Origin of the sequence: Achromobacter veterisilvae (assembly GCF_900496975.1) — a bacterium.
GTDB classification, from domain to species: Bacteria; Pseudomonadota; Gammaproteobacteria; order Burkholderiales; family Burkholderiaceae_B; genus Achromobacter; species Achromobacter veterisilvae.
Genome location: NZ_UFQC01000004.1, coordinates 46,156 through 59,781 on the forward strand (window position 1 = coordinate 46,156; position 13,626 = coordinate 59,781).

General features: G+C 68.2%; 14 protein-coding genes. 4 read left to right on the forward strand and 10 right to left on the reverse strand.

Features of this window, described 5'->3' with window-relative positions:
- From AVE30378_RS04485 to AVE30378_RS04495, 3 genes are read right to left on the reverse strand one after another with little or no spacing between them, the layout of a single operon-like run.
- Positions 1-885 (reverse strand): ABC transporter permease, encoded by an 885-nt coding sequence (locus tag AVE30378_RS04485; protein ID WP_129239575.1) that lies wholly within the window; start codon positions 883-885, stop codon positions 1-3.
- A complete protein-coding gene (locus AVE30378_RS04490; RefSeq protein WP_129239576.1) occupies positions 872-1,972 on the reverse strand; it encodes an ABC transporter ATP-binding protein in 1,101 nt (366 codons plus the stop codon). The genes AVE30378_RS04485 and AVE30378_RS04490 overlap by 14 nt, the downstream gene beginning before the upstream one ends.
- A 14-nt stretch (positions 1,973-1,986) precedes the next feature.
- Complete coding sequence (locus AVE30378_RS04495) at positions 1,987-3,012, reverse strand: ABC transporter substrate-binding protein (protein ID WP_129239577.1); 1,026 nt, start codon at positions 3,010-3,012, stop codon at positions 1,987-1,989.
- A 180-nt stretch (positions 3,013-3,192) separates the two neighbouring features.
- On the opposite strand from AVE30378_RS04495, the gene AVE30378_RS04500 reads away from it, so the two are divergent.
- Entirely contained in the window at positions 3,193-4,134 is a 942-nt protein-coding gene (locus AVE30378_RS04500; protein ID WP_129239578.1) for a LysR substrate-binding domain-containing protein, read from the forward strand.
- Here the strand turns inward: AVE30378_RS04500 and AVE30378_RS04505 are convergent.
- Positions 4,079-4,975 (reverse strand): helix-turn-helix domain-containing protein, encoded by an 897-nt coding sequence (locus AVE30378_RS04505; protein ID WP_129239579.1) that lies wholly within the window; start codon positions 4,973-4,975, stop codon positions 4,079-4,081. The genes AVE30378_RS04500 and AVE30378_RS04505 overlap by 56 nt on opposite strands.
- Before the next feature lie 168 nt (positions 4,976-5,143).
- Here AVE30378_RS04505 and AVE30378_RS04510 point away from each other — a divergent pair, with 168 nt between their 5' ends.
- The gene (locus tag AVE30378_RS04510) at positions 5,144-6,043 is read left to right on the forward strand and encodes a LysR family transcriptional regulator (protein WP_129239580.1); all 900 of its coding nucleotides are present in this window, start codon (positions 5,144-5,146) and stop codon (positions 6,041-6,043) included.
- 4 nt (positions 6,044-6,047) lie between these two features.
- Here the strand turns inward: AVE30378_RS04510 and AVE30378_RS04515 are convergent, their stop codons facing one another.
- The 6 genes from AVE30378_RS04515 to AVE30378_RS04540 form a co-directional block, all read right to left on the reverse strand.
- Positions 6,048-6,461 (reverse strand): DoxX family protein, encoded by a 414-nt coding sequence (locus AVE30378_RS04515; protein WP_129239581.1) that lies wholly within the window; start codon positions 6,459-6,461, stop codon positions 6,048-6,050.
- Positions 6,462-6,471: 10 nt separating this feature from the next.
- Positions 6,472-8,343, reverse strand: a complete 1,872-nt coding sequence (locus AVE30378_RS04520) for an amidohydrolase (protein WP_129239775.1) — start codon at positions 8,341-8,343, stop codon at positions 6,472-6,474.
- A 96-nt stretch (positions 8,344-8,439) separates the two neighbouring features.
- A complete protein-coding gene (locus AVE30378_RS04525) occupies positions 8,440-10,056 on the reverse strand; it encodes an MFS transporter (RefSeq protein WP_129239582.1) in 1,617 nt (538 codons plus the stop codon).
- A 52-nt stretch (positions 10,057-10,108) separates the two neighbouring features.
- Positions 10,109-10,801, reverse strand: a complete 693-nt coding sequence (locus tag AVE30378_RS04530) for a hydrolase (protein WP_129239583.1) — start codon at positions 10,799-10,801, stop codon at positions 10,109-10,111.
- Positions 10,802-10,917: 116 nt separating this feature from the next.
- Positions 10,918-11,187 carry a XapX domain-containing protein gene (locus tag AVE30378_RS04535; RefSeq protein ID WP_129239584.1) on the reverse strand — a complete coding sequence of 90 codons (270 nt, stop codon included), beginning with the start codon at positions 11,185-11,187 and terminating at the stop codon, positions 10,918-10,920.
- 116 nt (positions 11,188-11,303) lie between these two features.
- On the reverse strand, positions 11,304-11,966 hold the full coding sequence (locus tag AVE30378_RS04540) for a GntR family transcriptional regulator (RefSeq protein WP_129239585.1): 663 nt from the start codon (positions 11,964-11,966) through the stop codon (positions 11,304-11,306).
- A 92-nt stretch (positions 11,967-12,058) separates the two neighbouring features.
- Between AVE30378_RS04540 and AVE30378_RS04545 the strand changes: the two genes are divergently transcribed.
- Together AVE30378_RS04545 and AVE30378_RS04550 are read left to right on the forward strand one after the other, a co-directional pair.
- A complete protein-coding gene (locus AVE30378_RS04545) occupies positions 12,059-12,244 on the forward strand; it encodes a hypothetical protein (RefSeq protein WP_129239586.1) in 186 nt (61 codons plus the stop codon).
- Positions 12,241-13,620, forward strand: a complete 1,380-nt coding sequence (locus AVE30378_RS04550; protein ID WP_129239587.1) for an amidase — start codon at positions 12,241-12,243, stop codon at positions 13,618-13,620. The genes AVE30378_RS04545 and AVE30378_RS04550 overlap by 4 nt, the downstream gene beginning before the upstream one ends.
- Positions 13,621-13,626 lie beyond the last annotated feature (6 nt).

The window sequence follows — 13,626 nt, forward strand, 5'->3', positions numbered from 1 at the left end:
CTACCTCGCCAGGAGTTTTTCAAGACCGAACACGCGGCCCAGCAGCCAGATGAACAGCAAGGTCACGGCCAGCAGCACCACGCCCAGGGCGCTGGCGGCGCCCCAGTCTCCGTAGAGCGAAATGTTGCGTTCGATCTGCATGGACCACATGACGACCCGGCCGCCGCCCAGGACCGCCGGCGTGACGTAGAAACCCAGGGACAGCACGAAGACCAGCACCGAGCCGGCGGCCAGCCCCGGCAGGGACAGGGGCAGGTACACCTGGCGGAAAGCCTGCCCCGGCGTGGCGCCCAGGCTGGCCGCCGCCTGCATGTAGTCGGCGGCGATGGCGCGCATGCTGGCGTAGAGCGGCAGCACCATGAAGGGCAGCATGATGTGGATCATCCCGATGGCGGTGCCGGTGAAGTTGTGGACCAGGCGCAGCGGCGCGTCGGTCAGGCCCAGGTCGGCCAGCCAGCCGTTGATGACCCCGCGCCGCTGCAGGAGAATCAGCCACGCGTAGGTGCGCACCAGAAGCGAAGTCCAGAACGGCAGCAATACGCAGAGCATCAGCAGCGCCGCCGCGCGCGCCGATACCCGCGCCATCAGGTAGCACAGGGGATAGGCCAGCAGTGCGCACACCGCCGTCACCAGCAAGGCGAGTTCGAAAGTCGTGCGGAAGCTGTAGAGGAAGGCGCCGTGCCACAGGCGCTCGTAATTCGCGAAGGTCAGGCCGTCCGGGCCGATGACGGACAGGGCCGACAGCCACAGGATCGGGCCCAGCAGCACCACGGCCAGCAACAGCAGCGCCGGCGCGGCCAGCAGCAGCAGGCGCCACTGGCCATGGCGCGCCCGCGCGGCGCGGGAGGCCTGGGCGCGCGGCAAGGTCGCGTCAGCGGCCATCATGGGCCTCCTTGGGAATGAGCACGGTGTCTTCGACGTGCAGGGCCAGGGTCACTTTCTGGCCGGTCGCGACACCGGACTCGCGGATCTGCGTGGGCCCCAGGCGCAGCGACACCTCCAGGCCGTCATCCAGGCGGACGAAGAGGCGGGAGCTTTCGCCCTGGAAGACCGTATCCGCCACTACGCCGCTCAACAGATTGCAGGCCGGATCCGGCGCGGCGTCCGCCAGCATCAGATTCTCCGGACGCAACATCAGCCATGCCTCGTCGCCGCCCGGCGCATCCTGCCCCGCGGGCAGCGCCAGCGGCCGCCCGGACACCAGATGCCGGCCGCCCTCGCGCCTGACCGGCAGGAAATGCGATTCGCCGATGAAGTCCGCCACGAAGCGCGTGGCGGGCCGCTGGTAGATGCTGCGCGCGCCGGCGATCTGCTCGATGCGGCCGCGGTTCATCACCGCGACGCGGTCCGACATGGTCAGCGCTTCGCGCTGATCATGCGTGACGTACACGGTCGTGACGCCCAGGCGGTCGTGCAGTTGCCGGATTTCGCGCTGCATCTGCTCGCGCAGTTGCTTGTCCAGCGCCGAGAGCGGCTCGTCCATAAGCAGGATCGCGGGCTCGAAGACGATCGCTCGCGCCAGCGCCACCCGCTGGCGCTGTCCGCCGGACAACTGGCTCACGCGCCGGTCGGCCACGCCCGGCAGGCGCACCAGTTCCAGCGCGCCGGCGACCCGCTCGCGGATCTCGGCCTTGGCGCATTTCCTGAGCCGCAAGGGGTAGCCGATGTTCTCGCCCACGGTCATGTGCGGAAAAAGCGCATAGCTCTGGAACACCATGCCGATGTTGCGCCGGTGCGCCGGCTCGGCCACCATGCTGCGGCCGCCGAACCGCAGGTCGCCGGCGTCCGGCTGCACGAAGCCGGCCAGCGCCATCAGCAGCGTGGTCTTGCCCGAGCCCGACGGGCCCAGCAGGGTCAGGAATTCCCCGCCGCGCACCTCCAGGTCCACCTGGTCCAGCACTGTCTGCGCGCCATAGGCTTTGCACAGGCCCTCCACCGCGATGGGCAGGCCCCGCTGTTTCGCATCCGTCATGGCTGTCCCCGCCTTCAGCGTTGCAGCATCAGATCGAAGCGCTTGGACATGGCGTCATAGTTCTGCGCCCACCATTGCGTATCCAGCACCACGGCGCCCGCGCGGTTCTCCGGCGAGTTCGGCAGCCGGGCCGCCAGCTCCGGGCTGATAATGCCGGTTTCATAGGCCTTTTCGTTCGCCGGGGCATAGTTGATCAGCGTGGACAGGCGTGCCTGCGTTTCGGGCTTGACGAGATAAGCCAGCACTTTCATCGCGGCTTCCTTGTTCTTCGCCCCTTTGGGAATCGCCAGGCAGTCGTACAGCACGATCTGCTGGTTCCACGAAAAGTCCATCCTCGGGTCTTCGGTGATCAGATCCTGGATGCGTCCGTTCCAGATCCCGGACATATCGACTTCCCCGTGCTGCATGAGCTGCACGGATTCGGCGCCCGACCCCCACCATGCGCCTACGCTGGGCTTCAGCTCGGCCAGTTTGCGGAAGGCCCGATCGACGTCGGGCGGATAGATGTCCGAAGGCGCTACGCCGTCGGCCAGCAGCGCGGCCTCGATGTTGTAGAGGGGGGAACGCCTCAGGGAACGCATGCCCGGGAATTCGCGCGTGTTCCAGAAGTCCTTCCAATTCTGCGGCGGCGCCCCCTTCAGGGCCTCCTTGTTCCAACTGATCACGACGCCGTACACGACGTCCGCGACCCAGTAGTCCGACTTCATGTTGTCGGGAATGCCGGTCGTATCGACGATGGCCGGGTCCAGCTTTTCCAGCAGGCCTTCCTTCTCCATCAAGGGGCAGGATTGGTTGCCCTGCTGCACGATGTCCCACGCGGGCTTGCCGGACGCGACCTGGGTGCGCACATCGGCCAGGCCGGATGTGGTGTCTTCCCTGATGGTGAGGCCCAGCGCTTTTTCGGCGGGTGTGAACCAGGCTTCCCGCTGCGCCTTCTGGAACGAACCGCCCCAGGAAGCCAGGGTGATGCTGCCGCCATCGGCCTGCGCGCCGGCGGCCACGCAAGCCAGGATCATGCCGCCCAATAACTTCGCCTTCATTGTGTTCCCCTTGAATCATGAATCGAGTTGGATGCCTATCGGTCAATTCACATCGAAAAAATTCATATATGCTTTGAACCGAACAATATAAGCACGGCTTGTTTTCTTAGGGACTATAGGGCAGCAAATCCGCAAACAACTGATTGAAATTCAATACATGAATTTTTTGAGTGAATCCCCATGATCTCCGAACGCGATACTCCCGAGCCGCCCCTGCGGGCGATACGCGCATTCGAAGCGTTCGCCCAGCACGGTTCCATCGCCGACGCCGCCGCCGAGCTGAACATCACGCCGTCCGCCGTCAGCCATCAACTGCATCTGCTGGAAAGCTATATCCAGACGCCGCTCACGATGCGCAAGGGCCGTTCGCTTTGCCTCACGGACGAAGGGCGCGATTACTACCGCTCGATCCACACGGCATTCACCGTGTTGCGCAGCGCCACGCGCCAGGCGCAAGAACGCGCCACCCTGACCCAGGTCACCGTGGGCGTGACGGGCCTGCTGGGCACCGGCTGGCTGTTGCCGCGGCTGGGACGCTTCATGCGGGAACATCCGGACATCGGCATCAACGTGGTCTACGCCATGCACGGCACGTATCCGAGCGATTCGGCGGACCTGTCGATCCGTTTTGGCGCCGGCCGTTGGCCCGGCTGCCAGGCCACGCGCCTCCTGGCGGGCGCCGTGGTGCCGGTCTGCACGCCGGCCTTTGCCGATCGCCATGGGCCGTTCAAGCATGCGCGGGACCTGGCGCAGGCGCCGCTGGTGCACGATGGCGACCGCGCGCGCTGGGCCGCCTGGTTCGCGCAGGCGGGCGTGCGGCCGGAACGGCTGAACGGTCCGCTGCTGGAGGATGCGCAGCTCACGCTGGGCGCCGTCCTGGCGGACCTTGGGGTGGGGCTGATGCGCCTGGCGCTGATTGAAGGGGAACTTGCCGCCGGCCGCCTGACGCAGCCGTTCGAGCAGCGCCTCGACACGGGGCTGGACTACTACCTGTGCGTGCGCGAGGAAGACCCGCCCACGGAAGCGGCTACCCGCCTGGCCGAATGGATACTGGCCGAAAGCACCGCTATTTCCGCTGTTCCGACCGCCAGGCGCGCGGAGCGACCCCGACATTCCGGGTGAAGATCCGCGCGAAGTGGCTCTGGTCGGAAAAGCCGCACTCGGCCGAAATGTCCGCCAGGCTCAGGTCGGACCGCCTGAGCAGTCCCATCGCATGCTCCAGCCGCCGTTCGCGCACCCACGCGAACGGCGTCATGCCCATCGCGCTCTTGAACGCCCTGGCGAACGTGGCCCGCGACATGCCGCAATGGTTCGCGATATCGGCCAGCGCGATGTTCTGCGCCAGGTGCGCCTCGACATATTCCGTCGCCCTGGCCAGTTGCCGCCCGCTCAGCTTGCCCGCGGACCGGCCCTCGGCGCCCCGCAGGCCGGCCTGTCCGTATCGGCGCAGCAGATGCGCGACCATGGCCAGCGTCAGATGTTCGATGAACATTTCGTCGCCCGATTCGCGGCGCATCAGGCTGGGCAGCAGCGCCTGGACCAGCAACCGCATGGTCGCGTCCTCCGTGCCCTGCTGCTGGCGCAGTCCGGGCACCTTGCCGGCGAACAGTTCGCCGCCCAATTCGTCGAGCACGTCGTTGCGGATCTGGAGCCGCACGTTGTCATAGTCCGACAGGTGCTGGCAGGCGTAGGCGTTGGTCAGGTCGGTCAACGCCATGGAGGCCTTGGAGTGGCCGCCGGCATGGACGAGTCGTTGGTCCACCCACAGTTTGTGCGATGCAAAATCCTGCATCTGGAAGATCACCGAATACGCGCGGGCCTGGGGAATGGCCTGCACATGCGCATCGGCGTGGTCGCCCACGTGCCGGAACCTGGCCGCCGCCAGCAGGGGCGTGCGCAGGGCCGCGATGCAGTGAGGAGGATGCGTGACCGGAGCGGCCAGCGACTTCTCGGTAGGCTGCATGGGTACCTCCGTTGGTGATGCGCTCCAATGTTGTGGAACTGTACCCTAGCCACTCATCGTGACAAGTAGGCCGCGCGCGATTCATTGTCGCCCTCCGGTTGACGCAGAATGCCCCCGCCGCGCATCCGCCCTGGGTAAAATGGCCGGCCATCGATTCAAGCGGGCGCTATGCAATTCGACGACGTTCGTATCTTCGCCGCCGCGGTCGACACCGGCAGTTTCACGGCCGCCGCAGAGAAATTGTTGCTGTCCAAGCAATTCGTCAGCCGGCGGATCGCGGGCCTGGAGGCATCGCTGGGGGTCCGGCTGCTGGTGCGCAATACGCGCAAGCTCACCGTGACCGAATCGGGCCGGGAGTTCTACGCGCATGCGCAGCGCATACTGGACAACGTGGCCAGGGCGGAACAGGCCATGGCGCTGCGGCGCACCGAACTGCACGGAACGCTCAGAGTCAGCACGCCCATGTCCTTCGGGCTGCGCCATCTGTCCCCGCTGATTGCCGAGTTCCTGGCCCAGCACCCCGCCCTGCAATTGCAGGCCATCCTGGACGACCGCCACGTCGACCTGGTCGGCGAGGCGTTCGACATGGCGCTGCGCATCGGCGCCATGCCCGATTCCACGCTGATCGCTCGCCGCCTGGGCGAACTGCGCATGGTGGCCTGCTGCAGCCCGTCCTATCTGCGGGAACGCGGCCTGCCCCTGACGCCCCTGGACCTTCAGCGCCACAATTGCCTGCTGTACGGTCGGGAGGCCAAGAACGGCTGGCCGTTCACCGTGGATGGCGAACAGCAGTCGTTCGAGGCGCGCGGGCCTTTGCTTTCCAACAACGGAGAAGTCGTGCGCGACGCCGCCATCGCCGGCCTGGGAATCGCGCTATTGCCCCGCTTCATCGTGGGCGGGGCGCTGCGCAGCGGGGAACTGGTCGCGGTGCTGGAAAACCACGCTCCCCGGCCGCTGCCCGTCAGCGCGGTCTACCCGCAGCACCGCCAGCAATCGACGAACATCTGCGCGTTCGTCGAGTTCCTGGAAGGCCGCTACGCGCGCATGACGGAAAGCCTGGAAGCGTAGTGCGCTAGCGTTTCCCGGCGGCCCGCGCTGTCAGGGCGCCGAGCGCCAATCCGCCGATCAGGCCCAGGTTCGCCAGAAAGGCGTTCATGTCATGAAACCTCGCCTGCGGGTCCGGCAGGTTCCAGAATGCGTGGCCCATCACCGATGCCGCGAGGGTGAACGCGGCCAGCGCGCCCGCCGCCAGCCAGGGCCAGGCCCCGGCGACCAGCAGGATGGAACCGCCCAACTGCACGGCGATCACCAGTACCGCGTACAGCGCCGGCGGGTGCAGGCCGAAATGCGCGGCCTCGGCCAGCGCGGACGGGAAGTCCAGCAGTTTGCTCACGCCGCTCCACCAGAACGGCAGGGTCAGGACGAGCCGGGCCAGACGGCCCGGCAGCGGCGACGAAAGCCAGGCCGCGCCAGGATGAGTCGTCATGGCGCCGCCCCTAGACCGCCCAGCACGCGCAACCCAGCGCGCCCCAGAAGGAAGCCGCGTCGGCTACCGGCATGTCGCGGCTTGCCGCCGCCATGTGCGCGTGGCCATGCACGGCGCAGGCGCTGGCGCACCCGCAACGGGCCGCCACCGACGCGAGGTAGCCGTTCTGGCTGGCCGTTTTGCGCGAGAAATAGCCGCCGAAGGCCCGCACCGGCGACCAGTCCGGCGCCGGCGGCGGCACCTCGGGCGCGTCCTTGGAAAAGCTGCCCGTCCCCCAGACCACCTTGCCGCCCAGCAGCGTCAGGTCGCTCTCGATGGCGATGATCTCGTCCTCGGGCACCGTGAAGTAGTCGCGGTCCAGCGCCACCAGGTCGGCCAGTTGGCCCGCGGCGATGCGGCCCTTCTTCCCCTGTTCGTTGGAGAACCAGGTATTCGCCTCGGTCCACAGGCGCAGCGCGGTCTCGCGGCTCTGCCGCTGCGCGGCGGGATACATGCGCAGGCCGCCCAGGCTGCGCCCGGTGACCAGCCAACTGAGCGAGACCCAGGGGTTGTAGGACGCCACGCGCGTGGCATCGGTGCCGGCGCCTACCGGCACGCCGGCCGCGAGCATTCTCGAAATCGGCGGCGATTGCTCCGCCGCCGGCGCGCCATAGCGCTCCACGAAATCCTCCGCCTGGTACATCATCCGGTGCTGGACGGCGATGCCCCCGCCCAGCGCGGCGATGCGGTCGATGTTGCGCGGACTGACCGTCTCGGCGTGGTCGAAGAACCAGTGCAGGCCCTCGAAGGGCTGGTCGGCGTTGACCTTCTCGAACACGTCCAGCGCGCGCGAGATGGTTTCGTCGTAAGTGGCGTGCAGCCGCCAGGGCCAGCGCTGCGACACCAGTTGGCGGACCACGGGTTCCAGGTCGGCCTCCATGTTGGGCGGCATTTCGGGCCGCGGCTGGCGGAAGTCCTCGAAGTCCGCGGCGGAATAGACCAGCATCTCGCCCGCGCCGTTGTGGCGGTACAGGTCGTCGCCCTGCCCCGGCCGCACCTGCTTGCCCCAGCCCTGGAAGTCGGCGAGTTCCTGTTTGGGCTTCTGCGTGAACAGGTTGTAGGCCAGCCGCAGCGTGAGCAGGCCGTCCGCGTGCAGCTTCTCGATGATCTGGTAGTCCTCGGGATAGTTCTGGAAGCCGCCCCCGGCGTCGATCACGCTGGTCACGCCCAGCCGGTTCAGTTCGCGCATGAAATGGCGGGTGGAATTGAGCTGGATGTCCGGATCCAGCTTCGGCCCCTTCGCCAGGGTGGAGTACAGGATGGTCGCATTGGGCTGCGCGATCAGCAGGCCGGTGGGCTCGCCGTTGGCGTCGCGCTGGATCTCGCCGCCCGGTGGGTTCGGCGTGTCGCGCGTATAGCCCACGACGCGCAGCGCGGCGCGGTTCAGGAGCGCCCGGTCGTAAAGGTGCAGGATGAATACCGGCGTGTCCGGCGCGGCCGCGTTGATTTCATCCAGCGTGGGCAGGCGCTTTTCGGCGAACTGGTGGCGCGTGAAGCCGCCCACGACCCGGACCCATTGCGGCGGCGGCGTGTTCTGCGCCTGGCGTTTCAGCATGGCCATGGCGTCGGCCAGGCTGGGCACGCCGTCCCAGCGCAATTCCATGTTGTAGTTCAGGCCGCCCCGGATCACGTGGGTGTGGCTGTCGATCAGGCCCGGAATGACGCGGCGCCCGCCCAGGTCGATGACGCGCGTGCCCGCCCCCGCTTGCGGCAGGATCTCGGCCGCCGTCCCCACCGCGGCGTAGCGGCCGTCCTTGACGGCAACCGCCTCGGCCTCGGGCCGGGACGGGTCCAGGGTCGTGAATTTGCCTCCGTGGAGGATCAGATCGGGTTCGGTCTTCATGGATGCGCTCCTTCCCAGGGCCGCGCCGGGCGCCAGGCCCAGCGCGACCAGCGTTTTAACGGTGGTCCTGCGGTTGCGGTCGAATGCCGTCATGGGTCATTCCTTGCGCGCCCTGTCGGGCGCCAGATAGTGGCGGACCACCGGCGGCGCGTCGCCCTGGTGGAAGTGGCGCACGGAAACCTGCTGGTCCTGGTCCGACACGGTCACGCGGTCGTGCTGCCGCAGATGCTCCACCCAGGACGCCACCAGGAAGTACTCGATGTAGTGCGCGGGTTCGCCCGTGTGCTCGAATATTCCCCAGGCATAGGCCCCGTCCCGCCGGCGCTGCTCGCCGACCTTGTCCATGGCGTCGAGGAAAGCCTCGCGCGACGCCGCGTCGACGCGGTATTCCACGGTGACCATGACCGGCCCGCGGTCGTGGCGCACGCCGGTGCTCAGCACGGGCGCCGGCCAGTGCATCGACGGGGCGAGATCCAGTTGGGCGCCCAATTGAAGTTTCCAGCGCCAGGTCAGGGGAATGGCCAGCAGCGCGCAAATCGCGGCCGCCAGCAGCGCCTGCGAAATGCCGAACAGGCTTGCCGCCTGCCCCCACAGCAGGCTGCCGGCGCTCATCGAACCGAAGAACACCGTGACGAAGATGGACAGGCCCCGCGCGCGCACCCAGTCGGGCAGCGCCGTCTGCGCGGATACGTTCAACGAAGACAGCACCGCGATCCAGGACGCGCCCGCCAGCAGGCTGGCCGCGATGGCCGCCGCCGGCACCGGCACCAGCGCCACGACGGCAAGCGTGACCGCGATGCCGCAGGTGCCCAGCATGACCAGGCGGTCCGCCCCGCAAGCCTTCCTGATGCGGGGCAGCAGGAAGGCGCCCAGCACCGCCCCCAGCCCGACGCTGCCCAGCATGATGCCGTACAGCTCCGCCCCGCCCCGCAGCACGGTGCGCACGACCAGGGGCAGCAGCGCCCAGAACGCGCTCGCGAACACGAAGAACGCCACGGCGCGGACCAGCGTGGCCTTCAAGGCGCTGCTGTTGCGGGCGTAGCGCAGGCCGGCCGCCATCGCGCCCCAGAGCTGTTCCGGGGGCAGCGAGTTGCCGCGGTCCGTTGCCGGCTTCCACCACAGCAGCGCCGCCGCCACGATGAGAAAACTTATTGCGTTGACGGCGAACGGCACCGCCAGCCCCACCGCCGTGATCAGGAAGCCGGCCAGCGCGGGGCCAATGGCGCGGCTGATGTTCACGCCCACGCTGTTGATGGCGATCGCCTGCTGGAGCGATGCGCGCGGCACCAGGCTGGGGACGATGGCCTGCCAGGCGGGCGCGATCAGCGCGGTGCCCGTGCCCATCGCCAGCGTGAACAGCAACAGCGCGACCGGCGTCGCCAGGCCGGCCCAGACCAGCCAGGCAAGCGCGGCCGCCACGGCGCACAGCCCCACCTGCACCAGCAGCAGCAGGCGGCGCCTGTCGACGATGTCGGCCAGCGCGCCCGCGGGAAGGGACAGGAGGAACACCGGCAGCGACGTCGCCGTCTGCACCATCGCGACCATCATCGGAGACGGCGACATCGACGTCATCAGCCATCCCGCGCCGACGTCGTGCATCCAGGTGCCGACGTTCGAGAGCACGGTCGCAACCCAGAGAACCGTGAAGTTGCGGGAAGCGAACGGCGATGGGCCTTTCTCGTCCTGCGGGCGGGCGGTGGCTGCCTGGTTCATGTCTTGCTCGCTTTGGCATGCCGCGGCGCGCGCGCCGCGGCGGGTTCAGGGATCAGGACTTGCCGGCGGCGACCGGCGCCAGGACTTCGTGCTTCGACGCCGTGCGTTCCGCCGCCTTGTGCACCATCGTATAGGCATAGTCCACGCCCATGCCATAGGCGCCCGAGTGGTCCTTGACGATCTGCATGACCGCGTCATAGGAATCGCGGCGCGCCCAGTCGCGCTGCCATTCCAGCATCACTTGCTGCCAGGTGACCGGCACGACGCCGGCCTGCACCATGCGCTGCATGGCGTAGTCGTGCGCTTCCCTGGACGTCCCGCCGGAGGCGTCGGCCACCATGTAGATCTCGTAGCCGCCCTGGTCCATGGCTTCGAGCGCGAAGCTGTTGTTGCAGACTTCCGTCCACAGCCCCGAGACGACCACCTTCTTGCGGCCGGTGGCCTTCAGGGCGTCGCGCACCTTCTGGTCGTCCCAGGAATTCATCGACGTGCGCTCCAGCAGCTTCTGGTCGGGAAACACGTCCAGCAGCTCGGGATAGGTATGGCCGGAGAAGCTCTCGGTCTCCACCGTCGTGATGATCGCGGGAATGCCGAAGACCTTGGCCGCCTTGGCCAGCGCGACGGTGTTGTTCTTCAGCACCTGCCGGTCTATCGACTGCACCCCGAAGGCCATCTGGGGCTGGTGGTCGATGAAAATGATCTGGCAGTTGCGCGGCGTCAGCAATTCTAGTTTCGGGTTGGACATGGAAAGCTCCTTGGTCGAGCGGGTTGTGGCGAAACATCGCCGTGAATGCCGGATTGAGCCGGGCGCGCAGGCCTGGCGGCCGCCCGTTGGCGCCGCCGCGCCGCGTGCGCGCGCCCTCAGGCGGCGGGCGGATTGCCCTGGCCGCCGTCCTTGCCCTCCGTCCTGGGAGGCAATCCGGTGATTTTTGGCGCGCATTCGTTGCTGAACCAGGACACGGATACGGGTTCCCGGTGAATGACGCGTTTTGCGATGGGGACGAGTTGCTCGCCGATCAGCATGCCGAGCAGGCCGACGAGCGCGATGGCCGGCGGCGCGGGCGACCGGACGTGGATGAGCCCGTAGATCACGCCGACGAGCACGCCGGCGCCCAGGGATATGAGGTACATAGCGGGCTCCCAACCATGAGTTGCATCGGTCCGTACTTTCCCGCAGATCCCGGTACGGCGCTAGAACGGCCGTATCGCGGAATTTGTATATCCGTCTCGGTGGAGGCGCCGGCCCCTCAGTTCTTGACCATGGAGCGCGGCAGGTTGATCAGGAAGTCGGCCAGGCCCTTGGCGCCCTGGGCCAGGCTGATGTGGCGCATCATCATCCGATGGGCGCGCTCCGGGTCGTGGGCCAGGATCGCCTCGAGCAGTTCGCCGTGCTGCTCGTACGAGGCGCGCACCCGCCCCACCGCGCTGAACGCGTGGCGCAGGTAGGCGCCCGTGCGGGCGCGCAGGCTCAGGAGCTCTTGCCGCAGGTACGGATTGCGGCAGCCGCGGTAAAGCACCTCGTGGAACGCGTGGTTGGCCTCGCGCCATCCCTCGGCGTCGTCGGCCTCCACCAGCGCGGCCGCGTCGCGATGGATTCGCGCCAGTTCCTGGCGTTCTTCGTCGGACATGCGCTGACAGGCCATCCGCGTGCACACGCCTTCCATCTCCGCCATCAGCTCCCAGATGGCCAGCAATTCCTGCACGTCCATCCTGGCCACTTCCATGCCGTTGCGCGGCTGGCTCTCGAGCATGCCCTGCACCTTCAACTGGATCAACGCTTCGCGCACCGGTGTCCGCGACACGCCGAAACGCGCGGCGAGCTCCTGCTCGTCGATCGCGTCGCCGGGTTTCAGGACGCCGGCGCGAATGTCCTCCTCGACGGCCAGGCGGATGCGTTCACTGACTTTCATTCTGCCCACGTATAAAAATTTGGTTGCTGTAAATTATCGCTTGTTCTATAAATATATTTATAAGTCGTCAAATAATACAAGAAGGGGTGGCAATGCGTATTCCCGACAGAGGTGGGCCGTTGCAGGACGACAGGGCCGGTTTGCCGCCCCTGGCCCTTGGCGTGCGCGAACTCCTTGCGCTTCAGGGCATCCCGGCAAGCGAGGCGCAAATCCGCGGCGTCGCCAAGACCCTCGTCCGCCTCGCGCCGCCGGCGCGCCGCCAGGAGCCCCTGCGATGACGCCGGCCGGCCTGCCCGCCGGAATCGCGGCGCTGCGCGCCGCCCTGCTGCGGGGCGACGTCGACCTGGGCGACGCGCTGTCCAGGCAGCGCGCGGCATTCGCCGCGGATTCGCGCCACAGCGCCGTCAGCGTGTTCGCCCCGCCCAAGCAATTGCCCGATCCGTCTCTACCCCTGGCCGGCGTGGGCCTGGCCCACAAGGACATCTTCATGCTGCCGGGCCGCGCGCCCGGCTGCGGCACGGACCGGGCCGCGTCGGCCAGCCCCCGGCCCGGCCCGGCGGCGACGCTGATCCGCCGCCTGGACGCCGCGGGCAGCCAGCCGCTGGCCGCGCTGGCCATGGCGGAACATGCTTGCGGCGCGACCGGAGAGAATCCGAACTACCCCTTGCCCCTGAACCCGGTCGATGCGCGGGCGGCCGTGGGCGGTTCATCCAGCGGCTCGGCGGTCGCGGTGGCCGCCGGCCTGTGCTATGGGTCGCTGGGCACCGACACCGCCGGATCGGTGCGCATTCCCGCCGCCACCTGCGGCATCCTGGGACTCAAGCCCACGAGAGGCTTGCTGCCCGCGCACGGCATCGCGCCGCTGGCTCCCAGCCTGGACACCGCGGGCATTCTCGCCCGCGATGCCGCCGATGCCGCCCTGATCCTCGAAAACCTGGTCGCCCCGGCCCAGGCGCGGCGGCTCTTTCCGCAAGGCGCCGGCGCCCTGGCCGGCCCGCCCGGGAAAATCGATTGGCGCGTCGCGGCCTGCTGGGAGCATCCGAATCCCGCCGTGCAACTGGACGCCGAGGTCGGCGACGCCTTGCAAGGTTTGGTGGACGCATTGCCGGCCGGCACGGCGCAAGCGCCCATCGCGCTTGCCGGCCTGCCGGCCTGGAGCCGGCTCGCGGACACCCTGCTGCACGCCGAAGCCGCCGCCACCCACCAGGCCGCCTTGCGCGAAGAGGCGCCCGCCCTGACTCCCCTCACGCGCACGGTGGCGCTGGCGGGCGCGGCGCTGCCGGCCGTCTGGTATCTCGACGCGCTGCGCCAGCGCGGCGCCCATGCCCGCCAGTTCATCGCGCAGGCGCTGCGCCGCGCCGACCTGCTCCTGACGCCGGCGCTGCCGCGCGGCGTGCCGGACTGGCCCCAGGTCCTGACCGGCGGCGAGGCGTTCGAACCGCGCCGGCTGCTGGACATGTTCTGCTGGATGTCCTTCGTCAATTACCTGGGCCTGCCCGCGATCGTCTTCCCCATCGGACTGGACGGCCGCAAGCGCCCGATCAGCATCCAGGCGATCGCCCGCCCCGGACAGGAAGCCCGGCTGCTCGCATTCGCCCGCCACGTGGAGCAGGCGCGTCCGCACGCCGCTTCTTTCCTTCCCTCTTCTCTTTGAAGCCGA